The 11959-nt window shown below is 46.8% G+C and carries 10 protein-coding genes; 7 read left to right on the top strand and 3 right to left on the bottom strand.

Annotated elements, in window-relative coordinates; all coding sequences use genetic code 11:
* The first annotated feature begins 183 nt into the window (after positions 1 to 183).
* The 4 genes from EHS89_RS07325 (at position 184) to EHS89_RS07310 (ending at position 4900) form a co-directional block, all read left to right on the top strand.
* On the top strand, positions 184 to 2304 hold the full coding sequence (locus EHS89_RS07325; protein ID WP_124925486.1) for a type I secretion system permease/ATPase: 2121 nt from the start codon (positions 184 to 186) through the stop codon (positions 2302 to 2304).
* A complete protein-coding gene (locus EHS89_RS07320) occupies positions 2301 to 3608 on the top strand; it encodes an HlyD family type I secretion periplasmic adaptor subunit (RefSeq protein ID WP_124925485.1) in 1308 nt (435 codons plus the stop codon). Before EHS89_RS07325 ends, EHS89_RS07320 begins: the two co-directional genes overlap by 4 nt.
* Positions 3609 to 3780: 172 nt before the next feature.
* Positions 3781 to 4623, top strand: a complete 843-nt coding sequence (locus EHS89_RS07315) for an alpha/beta fold hydrolase (protein WP_124925484.1) — start codon at positions 3781 to 3783, stop codon at positions 4621 to 4623.
* A gap of 4 nt (positions 4624 to 4627) precedes the next feature.
* A complete protein-coding gene (locus EHS89_RS07310) occupies positions 4628 to 4900 on the top strand; it encodes a GIY-YIG nuclease family protein (RefSeq protein WP_124925483.1) in 273 nt (90 codons plus the stop codon).
* A gap of 10 nt (positions 4901 to 4910) precedes the next feature.
* Here EHS89_RS07310 and ccoG read toward each other — a convergent pair whose 3' ends face one another.
* Positions 4911 to 6353 carry a cytochrome c oxidase accessory protein CcoG gene (gene ccoG / locus EHS89_RS07305; RefSeq protein WP_124925482.1) on the bottom strand — a complete coding sequence of 481 codons (1443 nt, stop codon included), beginning with the start codon at positions 6351 to 6353 and terminating at the stop codon, positions 4911 to 4913.
* A 224-nt stretch (positions 6354 to 6577) separates the two neighbouring features.
* Here ccoG and EHS89_RS07300 point away from each other — a divergent pair, with 224 nt between their 5' ends.
* Both EHS89_RS07300 and EHS89_RS07295 read left to right on the top strand, forming a co-directional pair.
* Positions 6578 to 7996 (top strand): aminotransferase-like domain-containing protein, encoded by a 1419-nt coding sequence (locus EHS89_RS07300; RefSeq protein ID WP_124925481.1) that lies wholly within the window; start codon positions 6578 to 6580, stop codon positions 7994 to 7996.
* A gap of 151 nt (positions 7997 to 8147) precedes the next feature.
* A complete protein-coding gene (locus EHS89_RS07295) occupies positions 8148 to 9026 on the top strand; it encodes a DMT family transporter (RefSeq protein ID WP_124925480.1) in 879 nt (292 codons plus the stop codon).
* A 35-nt stretch (positions 9027 to 9061) separates the two neighbouring features.
* Here the strand turns inward: EHS89_RS07295 and EHS89_RS07290 are convergent, their stop codons facing one another.
* Positions 9062 to 9886, bottom strand: a complete 825-nt coding sequence (locus tag EHS89_RS07290; RefSeq protein WP_124925479.1) for an AraC family transcriptional regulator — start codon at positions 9884 to 9886, stop codon at positions 9062 to 9064.
* Between the two features lie 89 nt (positions 9887 to 9975).
* Positions 9976 to 11055: a threonine aldolase family protein gene (locus EHS89_RS07285; protein WP_124925478.1), complete on the bottom strand. Its 1080-nt coding sequence runs from the start codon at positions 11053 to 11055 to the stop codon at positions 9976 to 9978.
* A gap of 203 nt (positions 11056 to 11258) precedes the next feature.
* Here EHS89_RS07285 and EHS89_RS07280 point away from each other — a divergent pair, with 203 nt between their 5' ends.
* On the top strand, positions 11259 to 11882 hold the full coding sequence (locus EHS89_RS07280) for an HAD family hydrolase (RefSeq protein WP_124925477.1): 624 nt from the start codon (positions 11259 to 11261) through the stop codon (positions 11880 to 11882).
* The last annotated feature ends 77 nt before the right edge of the window (positions 11883 to 11959 follow it).

Below are 11959 nucleotides of genomic sequence, written 5' to 3'. Positions count from 1 at the left end.
AACACTGTTTAATTTGTCTGCCTATAGTTTACTAGCAATGGCTATTCTTTGGCTATTAGTTATACGGGTGGTGACTGTATAGAAACTGAATAGAAGCATTACCCGAAATGGCTAACTATTTGGATAATCAGTGCTTTTTCTTTGCTATGATAGTTTTATTCGGGCTGGAAAAGAGTAACCAAATTGAGTAACGGTGAAGCGAATACCTTAAATGTGTCCTCAGGGCTGGTGGATGTCATAGTGGCTGCCGCTAAATCCCTGGGTATTAACCTTAACAGCGAAGATCTGATAAGAGGGATAGCTCCGACCGGTGAGCAGCTGACAGATCAGTTTCTGCCTGAGCTATTATCCCGGTCAAACCTTGAGTCTGATTTTTTTACTCTCTCAATCGATGATATACCCGATGATCTAAGCCCGGTGTTGCTTCAGTTAAATGATAACCAATGGGCTATCTGGCTGGGGAATAAACGTGTTATTGCCTATGGCCCTGAAGGGCAGGAAGTGCTTTCTTTATCGCAACTGAAACAACGTTATTCAGGGCAAGCCTGGGTTGTTTATCAACCCGTAAACTGGCAGCAAACGGCTTTACCTCTGGCAGATAGTACGCCCTGGTTCCGCCAGCTTCTGGGTAGCCAGAGCTGGATTTATGGCTATGCGTTACTGGCTACTATGTTGATTAATATTTTTGCCTTAGTAGTGCCTTTTTTTACGATGGCTGTTTATGATCGGGTTATTCCAAATAATGCCCTGACCAGTCTTACTGCGCTGGCTTTCGGTGCATCTGCAATACTTTTGTTTGATTTCGTGACTAAGAATATTAGGACTTACCTGATAGAGGCGGCGGGTCGTCGGTTTGATAATCGTTTAGGCGTAGCGGTTTATGCTAAGTTAATTAAGTTGAAAAATTCAGCCCGTAATCAGCCAGCGGGTCAGTTGGCGGCGACAATTAAAGATTATGAAACCCTGCGTAGCTTTATGTCTGGCACAACCATGACGTTACTGGGGGATCTGCCATTTGCGTTTTTGTTTATCGCTATCATCGGTGTTGTTGCTGGCCCGATGTGGATCTGGCCGATGATCGGTCTGGTGATCATTGTTGGTATTGGTATCGCGTTGCAAATACCTTTACGAAAACTGGTTCAGGAAAGTCAGAAAGACAGTACAGAAAAGAACGTTCTGCTCTATGAATCACTTAATGGGCTTGATTCGTTAAAAGCGCTTGGTGCTGAAGACTGGAGTACCCAGCGCTGGCGTCAGTTGGTGGGTATTAACAGCCTTAATCAGGATAAATACCGCCGCTGGAGTGGGCTGTCTCAGCATAGTGCGACATTAATTCAACTACTTGTCAGTATCGCGATTATTGTACACGGGGCTATTTTAGTCGCTGAAGGCGAAGTCACGTCCGGGGTTCTTATTGCATCAATGATGCTGGGGAGCAGGGCGATGGGCTCTTCAGGCCAGATCGCTAATCTGTTAATCAGCTATCACCAGGCCTGCCTGAGTTATGCCGTAGTGAATGGCGTGATGCAGGGTGAATCAGAGTCTAAGCCTGTGAATGAGACCATCAGTAAATCTCGGTATAAAGGTAAACTAAGCCTGCAGGATGTTTCAGTACGTTATCAGCCAGATGCTCCTGAGGTATTGAAAGAACTCAATCTGGAAATTAGAGCCGGTGAGCGGATAGGCATTCTTGGCAAAGTAGGTAGTGGTAAAAGTACCCTTCTTAATGTCCTGATGGGGCTGCAGCAGCTTGAGACAGGTCGGGTTCTGGTCGATGACCTGAATCTTGAATCGCTGGATAAAGTACAGCTACGTCGTAATATTGGCTTTATGCAGCAGGAAAATCATCTGTTCAGTGCCAGTCTGAGAACCAATATCGCTTTGCGAGACCTGACCGGTGATGATGAGACTGTGATCAGGGCGATGCGGGTAATAGGGTTGGATGAAGTGATAGGTCAGACTGCACAGGGACTTGACCTGCCTATAGGTGAACGGGGTAATAGTTTGTCAGGAGGACAACGACAGTTAGTTTGTCTGGCCAGAGCATTTTATAACTCCCCTTCGATAATGTTGCTGGACGAACCTACTAGTCTGCTGGACAACAGTTCAGAACAACGGGTATTGCAGGGCATGGCTGGCGCCGTTAAAAATAAGACGCTTGTATTGGTTACTCATCGGCCAAAACTACTGGCACTGGTTGATCGTCTGATTGTGTTGGATGGCGGCCGTATAGTTGCAGACGGGCCAAAAGATCAGGTATTGAATGCATTGAGTTACCAGGATAATACCGGGGCAAACTCATGAATATTTTACAGCATAGTCATCTGCCCCTGCGGCTTGATGTTGATCAGGGGCCCCGTAAAGCGGTGATCGGCCTGTTGCTTATGATCACCTCTTTTATCTTATTCTTTCTATTCTGGGCCAGTGTTGCCGCGCTGGATATTACGGTATTTGGTTCCGGCAGAGTGGTACCTTCAGCTCAGCTTCAGGTCGTACAGAATCTTGAAGGCGGTATTATTTCTCAGATACATGTTAAGCAAGGGGAATATGTACAGAAAGATCAGCTGTTACTGGAGATTGATAACACCGGTTTTACAGCAGATTTGGAAGAGCTCAAGACTAACTATGAAGGGGCGCTGGCTGCAGCGGCTCGGTTTAATGCTGAAGCAGAAGGAACAGAACCTGTTTATCCTCCAAATCTACAGCACCGCACGGACCTGATAGCCCAGGAAAATGCGCTTTTTCATGAACGTAAAAATGAGTTAAGAAAAACGTTGGATGTACTCAGGCGGCAAGTTGATCAGCGTCAGCTGGCAAGGGATGAAATTCAACAACAGATTAATTCCGGTCGCCGAAACCTGGCACTGATCAAAGAGGAGATTCGACTTAACCGGCCTTTAGTTGAGCGGGGGGCAACCTCAAAAGTTGAGTTTATCAGGTTGCGCCGGGAAGAAGCTTCTTTGGTGGGCGAAATTGAGGCGCTTAAAGTTGCCTATAACCGAACTGACTCTGAAATTTCTGAGGCTGAATCCAGAGTGGAGCAACAGGAAGCGACGTTCAGATCCGAAGCTCGCTCAGGTTACAACGATATCAAAGTCCGTATTTCGGGCATGGCGGAGTCTCTGAAAGGTGAGCGTGACCGGGTCGCCCGGCGTCAGGTTAAAGCACCGGTATCCGGTGTGGTAAATCGGGTGTTGATCAATACTATTGGTGGCGTTAGTCGTCCCGGTGATGATCTGATTGAGATAGTGCCCGATGAGGATAACTTGCAAATTGAGATGCGGGTAAACCCGGCGGATATCGGTTTTATATCCCCTGAGCAGCCAGCGACTATTCGTTTTACTGCATATGACTCTTCGATTTTTGGGGCGCTTGAAGGGCGGGTGCTGCAGATCGGTGCTGATACCCTGACCGATGATCAGGGTGAGGTCTACTATCAGGTTGTCGTTAAGGGAGACCGTTCGTTTATGGGCGAACTGGATAATCCTTTGCCTATCATCCCGGGTATGGTCGCTGAAGTGCATGTGACAACAGGTCAGCGCACGCTGTTGGATTACATTGTGAAGCCAATTACCAAACTCAGGCAGCAGGCCTTGAGAGAGCGCTGATCTCTTTGATTTATAAGTATTAACCAAAATGGGAGCTTAAAGCTCCCATTCTTTTTATTGGCCACTGGTAGCTCTTTTTTTATCTAAAAATATTCTTTATATTAATCTCAGCTTATTGCTGTCTCGAATAAGCGTCAGGTTATTCCTTACTTTTGTTGTGAAAGGAGCGATTATGCCAAGCTGTATGATCAATGGCAGAGAGATGCACTATCTGGATCAGGGTGAGGGTTTTCCACTCCTGTTTGGGCACTGTTATTTGTGGGATAGCCGTGTGTGGCAGAATCAGTTTGATTTTCTGTCCAAGTATTTTCGCTGTATTGCTCCTGATGCGTGGTCTCACGGACAATCAGAAGTTATCACTGAATATGAGAGTGGCCTGGATCAACTGGTAGAAGATAACCGTGCACTGATGCAGCATTTAGAAATTGAGCGGTATAGTATTGTAGGTCTTGCCCTGGGCGCTATCTGGGGGAGTCGACTGGCTATTAAATATCCGGATGAAGTTGCCAGCTTGACGATGATGGCTGGAACTCTGGAGCAAGAAAGACCTGAGACGGCTCAGTTTTATAAAAATTTGATGTCTTCAGCAGGTAATATTGAGGAACTTCATAGTTCTGTTATAGATGCCGTGGTTAAAATTTATTTTTGTTCTCAAACGCAGGAACGTCATCCTGCTTTGGTGGAAACATTTCGTTTTGATCTGATGTTCTTGACTCCGGAACAGGTGAAGGGTGTCGTTGCGTTGGGCTTGGAAATCTGTAATAGAACCACTATTGTTACGCTTGCAGATCAGATCCGTTGTCCTACGTTGATCTTGTCCGGCGATTCTGATCTTGTTCGTCCCGCTGTAGAGAGCAATACAATGCATGATCTGTTGCCTGGGAGTCAGTTCGCAGTTATTGAGGAGGCAGGGCATATGCTTCCTATGGAACAGCCATCTAAAGTAAACCAGCTTTTAGCCAATTTCCTCAGTTCGATCGATGGTGTCGAGTTGGATCTGAGAGACGCGGTTTAACTGGATGGGAACGGCTTCCGAATGGAATGTTTACATTCTTGAGTGTGCTGATAAAACTCTCTATACAGGTATTACAGTCGATCCTGTTCGACGTATTAAAGAGCATAATGAAAGTGACCGGCTCGGAGCGAAATACACCCGTACACGACGACCGGTTAGTTTGGTCTATCAGGAATCTTGTAACGATCGTTCATCAGCCTGTAAACGGGAAGCGGCAATTAAGAAGCTTTCCCGTCGGGCAAAACAGGCCCTTATAGCCGCTGGCTGTAATCACTAGCTGTAAAGAGTTAGCGCGGCGCTATAAAGGTACTCTGAGCACGCCATGTTTTTTCTGCATTGCTAATCAGAAACTGCAGGTCTGTTCTGGGAGGTAGGCCTGTGGCATGCTCAGTACATATACGATAGCGATATTCTTCACGCTGCCCCTGTTTTGTTTTTATCTTATCCGATCCGAATAAGATGAAGCGTTTGTCTTCAACGGAGATGTTCAACGTGTCGCTGATAATAGCCAGGTTTTCGATAATCATTTGATAGTCATTGCACAGCTGCCCCTGACTATTGTGTTGATACAAAAACTGCCGGTCTTTGCTGATATCTACAATAAGTGCTTCTCTTTGGCTAAACTCCCAACCCAGGTATCCGCTGATAAGCAGAATGGCAGCAAGGTAGCCTATTAATCTTGGACGTATTAAAGCGCTTTTATTATCTGCTTCCTGATTTGCTGAAATAAAGCGAATCAGTCCGGTGGGGCGTTTAAGTTTAGTCATTACCTGGTCACAGACATCGATACAGGCACCGCAAGCGATACAGTCGGCCTGTAAACCGTGGCGAATATCGATCCCCGTGGGGCAGACATGCACACAAAGATGGCAATCGACACAGTCGCCGCTTTTTGTCTCAGCTATCGTTTCAGTTGTAGTGAAGGACTTTGTTATGGTTGAAGTACTGGCTGTCGTACTTGATTGAGTACCAGGTTTAGCGCCGGGCTTTGCTCTAGGCTCTCCCCGATCACTGTTGTAGCTGACTACCCGGGTATCTTCATCAAACATAACCGACTGGAACCGTGCATAAGGGCACATATGCAAACATACTTTCTCTCGCGTAAGTCCCGCGTTAACGTAGGTAAGCAAGGCGAAGATAAGGATCCAGCTAAACATTTCCAGGCTCATCTCTGCATTAAGGATGTCTGTAGCAATCTCTCGAATTGGCACAAAATAACCAATGAAAGTGATCGCTGTTGCCGTAGCCACTACCAGCCATAGGCTGTGCTTAATAATCCGGCGTAGAAGATTACCGATATTTAACCCTTGCATATCACGTTTGATACGTTTATTTCGACTGCCCTCCGTCATGTCTTCAATACGGATGAATATCCAGCTCCAGATACTTTGTGGACAGGCAAAACCACACCATATACGGCTATAAGCCATAGCCATGGCAAAGAGCAGTACAGCCCCAACAATCATAAAACCGGCTAACAGAAACAGGTCTTGCGGGCTGAGCTGTAAACCAAACAGGTGAATTCGACGGCTGAAGAAATCGAACAGTACGATTTGATGCCCATCCAGATTGATCCAGGCGGTGCCAAAAAACATTAGCATCATTGAGCCGCTGATCAGGCGACGAAGATTCTGAAACAGACCGCTGGTTAGTCGAACATATATTTTGCCGTTTTTCTGACCAGGGTTATGAATTTGAACAGGGATCTGTTTGGCGGGTATCTGCTGCATATCAGGCTCGTTTCAATAGGCTTGTAAAAACCAGGCTCGTAAAAATACGCTTGTAAGCACTGGCTTTGTAATAAACAGGCTTACAACTTTTAAGGGTTGTGCATATCCTAGCGAAAGATCAAAATAGGAACAGATGTAAAAAAAACATATTTATTAGATACAGAGGAGGGGCTAAGTGATCTGTGCCTCTGCTTTTTATCGGATCTGTACCTACGGTGTTATCCATGAACTTTTTGTATCAGGCGCTTGAGCAGCAGTTAACGAAGCAAATAGAGTCCGGGCAGTTGCCTTTAGGTAGTCGCTTGCCTTCCGTAAGAAGTCTTTGTAAAGAGCAGAGCTTGTCAAAATCTACGGTGTTGACCGCTTACGCACGACTGGAAGCGGCAGGGTTGGTTAATGCCCGACCCAAATCCGGGTACTTTGTTTGCTACCAGCCGCAAAGCGCAGTGGTTAAGCATCGGGCAGAGCAGGCACAGCCGCCAGCATTTATTAATCAGGATGCTTTGCTGCTTGATATTATGGACCAGAGTAGTGCTTTTGATATCTGTCCCGGGCAAACAGAACCTTCCTGTAATGAACCCTTACGTCGATGCCTGGGCCGGGCGGCGCGCCGACAAAAGGGCGCTGATCAGCATTATTACAATGAGCCATCGGGCTTGCTAGGTCTGAGAAAACAGTTACAACGTCGCTGTGCTGATGGTGGAAGTCGGGTAACAGAAGATCAATTGGTTGTTACCGGTGGCTGTCAGCACAGTTTATTGTTGGCGCTGATGGCGGTAACCAGGCCGGGTGATACCGTTGCTGTAGAGTCGCCAGGTTTTTATGGCGTATTGCAGTTACTGGAATCTTTAGGGCTAAAAGCGGTAGAAATTCCATCTCTGGTGGATACGGGGCTGAGTCCTGATGCGTTGTTGATGGCGCTGCAAAACTGGTCGATCAGTGCATTAGTTGTGATGCCTGCCTATGCCACGCCAACCGGAGCATGTATGACGGATCAGAACCGTCAGCGGTTGGTGAATATAGTGGCACAGTATGACTTGCCCGTTATTGAAGATGATATCTACGGTGATCTTACATTTGCATTGCAACGGCCACGTACACTGCACTCCTACGCTCAGGATCAGGGCTTCGATGGGGTTATGTTGTGTAGCTCGATTTCAAAGTCGTTGTCTCGGGATCTGCGTATTGGCTGGATTGTTCCGGGACGCTATCTGGCTGAAGTAAAGAAGCTGAAGCTGGTGACTATGCTGGCCGGTAGCCATATGAGTCAGTTAGGTTTGCAAATGTATATGGAGGAGGGCAGTTATGAGCGTCATATACGGCACTATCGGCAACAGTTGGTTCAGCAATGTGCTCAACTTCAGCAGTTAATCAGACAGCTGTTTCCTGACACCGTTACTTATAGTCAGCCCCGGGGCGGGTTGGTGTTATGGCTTGAGCTACCCGAGCATATAGATACGTTAGCGCTCTATAATCAGGCACGTCAATTTGGCATAAGCATTACTCCGGGACAGTTGTTTAGCTCGCAGGACAGATATCAGAACTGTCTGCGGCTGAGCTTTGCTCAACCCTGGAATGAGCCGCGTATTGCCGCCTTAAAAACACTGGCCGGGTTGGTTATTGAGTGGACTGAGCCGAATTAAATATATTGAGAATCTTAAGCCTGCAGCTTAGGTTAAAGGCTGAATAGAAAAACCTAATACAAGGCATCTGTGCCTATGACTAATCCAGTCTTTGTATCTGTACTCCTGAAGGGCTGAGCCTATAATCAGTCAATTACAGGAGATAGAGCGTTTGGATAATACCCGGGGAAGCATCTTTATGGTGCTGGCGATGGCGGCTTTTGCTATCGAAGATATGTTTATTAAAGCTGCGGCACAGAGCATGGCTATTGGTCTGATACTGATGCTGTTCGGTGCTGGTGGGATGCTGATTTTTATTCTGCTGACACTGCAGAAAGGTGAGCCTGTTTTCCACCCAGCCATACTATCCAGGCCTTTGTTAATCCGCTCCGTTTGTGAGATTGTTGGCCGTCTGTTTTTTGCTTTGGCCATCACCCTGACGCCGCTGTCCAGCGCATCAGCTATTTTACAGGCAACGCCTCTGGTTGTTGTATTGGGAGCCGCTCTGATTTTCAGAGAGAAGGTGGGGGCGGTACGCTGGTTAGCCATTCTGACCGGTTTCATCGGTGTACTGATGATCATACGTCCCGGACTGGATAGTTTTAATCCGGCATCGTTATTTGCGGTTATTGGTACCCTGGGCTTTGCCGGTCGTGATCTGGCTACCCGTGCAGCTTCCCCGGTTCTCTCAAATGTACAGCTGGGTATTTATGGATTTTTTATTCTGATAGTCAGTGGCCTGATCCTGCAGCTTTATTCTAATGATCCGCTTTCAATTAACACTCAGGCGAGTGTGCAGATTGTTGCTGCAGTTATCTTTGGTGTAGCAGCCTATAACTGCCTGACGATTGCGATGCGCAGTGGTGATGTCTCGGTTGTTGCGCCATTTCGTTATACCCGGTTACTGTTTGCCCTGGTAATAGGTATCGTCATCTTTGCTGAACGCCCGGATATGATGACGCTGTCTGGTGGAGTTATTATTGTTCTGAGTGGTGGCTTTATTTTGTTACAAAGCCGCAGACTTAGCGTGCTGAAAGTACGATCGGAATAAGCAGCTTATAAAAGCTCAGGCTGGTTACTGGAAACTCAGTAGCGTGAAGGGGCCGCACCATAGGCCTGGCGAAAGGCCCGGTTAAAATGGCTTTGATCGTAAAACCCTGTATCTGTTGCGATCTGGGCAATAGTGCTATCGGAACAACGGATCTTGCGGCAGGCATATTCCAGCCTCAGGCGGGTGAGCCAGGCGTGGGGTGTGATTCCACAGGTTTTTTCAAAGCGACGCAGAAACTGGTAGCGACTTAACCCGCAAAGGCCTGCCAGCTGTTCAAGACTAATCTTTTCCCCCAGATAAGCATGGCAATACTCTCTGATACGGTAGATGTCTTTATCGCTCAGACCTCCTTTTACCGGCTTAGGTGTCTGTTGGTACAACTGTGCAAGTAGCGGCGCCAAGGCATTCAGCCAGTTTTGTTCACTGGCGACAGAGGAAAGTGTCCCGTCTGATTGCAGCAGTTTGAAGATCTGGCTTAGCTGGTTTGAGATAAGGCGGTTTTCGATCATAGCGCCAGAAAACAGAGTACCGCTATGCAGCAGATCAGTTTCCTGTTCGTAGATATCGGTAAAGTAATGACTGATTAACTCTGGAGAGATGCGGAAGGTATTCATCCGGTAAGCATTTTGATCGTCACTAATACCATCATGCACTGCGCCGGGGGGCATGACTGATATACGCCCGGGCGCCAGCCGTACGGTGTTACCCTGAAATTTTTGCCGCTGTACCCCCTCGACTACAAGGCCAATGTGGTAGTCGATATGATAGTGGGGCTCAAACCGGTATTCAGAATAAAGTCCTTCACTCAGAACCAGATCAGGGGTATCAGTTAGCCGGTGGTAAGCAATCAGATCTTGCATCAGTGGCTACCGGCTATCAAATCAGGTGTATACATAGTCGTCTAAGTATAACAGAGGCTATAACAGGACTTGCCATAGACCCCTGTCATTTAGCTTTTGTGCTTACTGGCCATCAGGGTGCGAGCGGCCTGCAAGAATAGATCGATCTCTTCTGGCTGACTGGTAAAGTTAGTTACCAGACGGATTACATTCTGTCCCCAGCGATCATGATAAAAATGAAAGCCTTGTTCTAGTAAACCTGTAATCACCACCAGCGGCAGTTTGCAGAAGATAATATTCGCTTCGGTTTTACTTTGTAACTCAACCCCTTCTATCGCTGTAAGGCCCTCTTCTAATCGCAGTGCCATCTGGTTTGCATGGCGAGCATTGTTCAGCCATAGGTCATCACTGAGGTAGGCATTTATCTGGGACGACAACAGTCTCATTTTGGATAACAGGTGACCAGCGCGTTTACGTCGGTATGCCATCTCCTGAGCCAGGCTCTTATCAAACAGCACGATAACTTCGGCGGCCAGTACGCCATTCTTAGTTGCGCCAAAGGAGAGGGCGTCAACGCCAGCTTTCCAGGTCATTTCGGCAGCTGAGCAATCGAGTGAAACCAGCGCATTAGCAAAGCGAGCACCGTCCATATGGAGTCTAAGGCCACTGTTGCGACAGATATCACCGATCTTTTTTATTTCATCAAGGTTGTAGATACTTCCGGTTTCTGTGGCCTGAGTAATGCTTACTACAGAAGGTTGAACTGAGTGCACATCGCCAACTTTATTCAGTGCTTCTTGCTGTAACAGTAACGGGTCAATCTTAGAGCTCTGCCCTGCCACTTCGATTAACTTGGCACCGTTGGTAAAAAATTCAGGCGCGCCACATTCATCATTATTGATATGGCTGTCCGGATGGCAGAGTACTGCCCCCCAGGGAGGCGTTAGTGTAGCCAGGCATAATGCATTCGCGGCGGAGCCTGTTGGCACAATAAAAACGCTCAGATCCGTTTCAAAAATTTGACGAAGCTTTTCTTCTACCTGTGCAGTGTAGTTGTCTGTTCCATAAGGGGATGCAGTGCCGGTATTACATTCTACGATGGCGTTAATGACTTCAGCCGAAGCCCCGGCAATATTGTCGCTGCTAAAACCGATATTATATTTTGGTTGTTGAGTCACTGAGTTCTGCACTTTACTACCTCTGATGATGCTTACTGCCGATAAAACAGAAACCAGGCAGATATCTAATGGGAGCAATTATGACGCATCGGGCTTTAGCTGCATTGTAAAAAATTGCAGTTTACTGAAAATGTTCAAAAACAATGTTCTTAAATATTGTTTTCATGATAATCCTGTAGGATGCAGTATTTCATATTCTGGTTTTATATTGAGCGATGAACAAAGCTATAAGAGAAACAGAGGTTATTCTGTTTGACCTCGGTAATGTTGTTATCGAACTAGGTGCTGGCCCCTTGCCTGCACACTGGTTGAAAGCCGGTAAATCTTTCGATCTGAAACAGTGGTTTCATTCTGATGTAGCTCTGGCATTTGAGCGTGGCGAGCTTTCTGCGCTTGAGCTGGCGAGATGCTTAAAACGTGACCTTGAGCTGGATGCTAAGCCGGAGCAGATCGTTGCTGAATTTCGTAAATGGCCAATCCGGATCTATCCCGAACTACCTGCGCTATTGATTGAATTAAGGCAATGTTTTCAACTGGCTGTTCTGAGTAATACCAATGAACTTCACTATCCACGACTGTTTAACGAGTTCAGTCTGGAGCGTTATTTTGATACAGACCAGATATTCGCCTCTCATCTGATTCGACTGGCTAAGCCCGATCCGGCGGCCTTTGACTATGTACTGGAGCAACTTCAGATAGAGCCCGAACAGGTGCTGTTTCTGGACGATATGGAAGAGAATGTGACGACTGCTCGCCGCCTGGGAATGAAGGCGCAGCAACTTAAAGGAGGAGCAGAAGTAGCAGCATACCTGAGAAACCTGATGTCGAGTTTGCGCTGAGTATTTAGCGTAATAAAGTAGTGGGGCTTTAGCTTAAGAGTTAACTATTTCTAATAATCTGTACTTATAAATAATTA

The sequence above is a fragment of the Amphritea balenae genome (assembly GCF_003858655.1).
GTDB lineage: Bacteria > Pseudomonadota > Gammaproteobacteria > Pseudomonadales > Balneatricaceae > Amphritea > Amphritea balenae.
Note: the sequence above shows the minus strand (reverse complement) of the source record. Positions and strands in the feature narration are given on the sequence as shown.

Excerpts from the sequence above, each read along its gene's own strand:
- EHS89_RS07320 (WP_124925485.1), top strand. The coding sequence starts at position 2,301 with ATGAATATTTTACAGCATAGTCATCTGCCCCTGCGGCTTGATGTTGAT.
- EHS89_RS07315 (WP_124925484.1), top strand. The coding sequence starts at position 3,781 with ATGCCAAGCTGTATGATCAATGGCAGAGAGATGCACTATCTGGATCAG.
- EHS89_RS07310 (WP_124925483.1), top strand. The coding sequence starts at position 4,628 with ATGGGAACGGCTTCCGAATGGAATGTTTACATTCTTGAGTGTGCTGAT.
- ccoG (WP_124925482.1), bottom strand. The coding sequence starts at position 6,353 with ATGCAGCAGATACCCGCCAAACAGATCCCTGTTCAAATTCATAACCCT.
- EHS89_RS07300 (WP_124925481.1), top strand. The coding sequence starts at position 6,578 with ATGAACTTTTTGTATCAGGCGCTTGAGCAGCAGTTAACGAAGCAAATA.
- EHS89_RS07290 (WP_124925479.1), bottom strand. The coding sequence starts at position 9,886 with ATGCAAGATCTGATTGCTTACCACCGGCTAACTGATACCCCTGATCTG.
- EHS89_RS07280 (WP_124925477.1), top strand. The coding sequence starts at position 11,259 with ATGAACAAAGCTATAAGAGAAACAGAGGTTATTCTGTTTGACCTCGGT.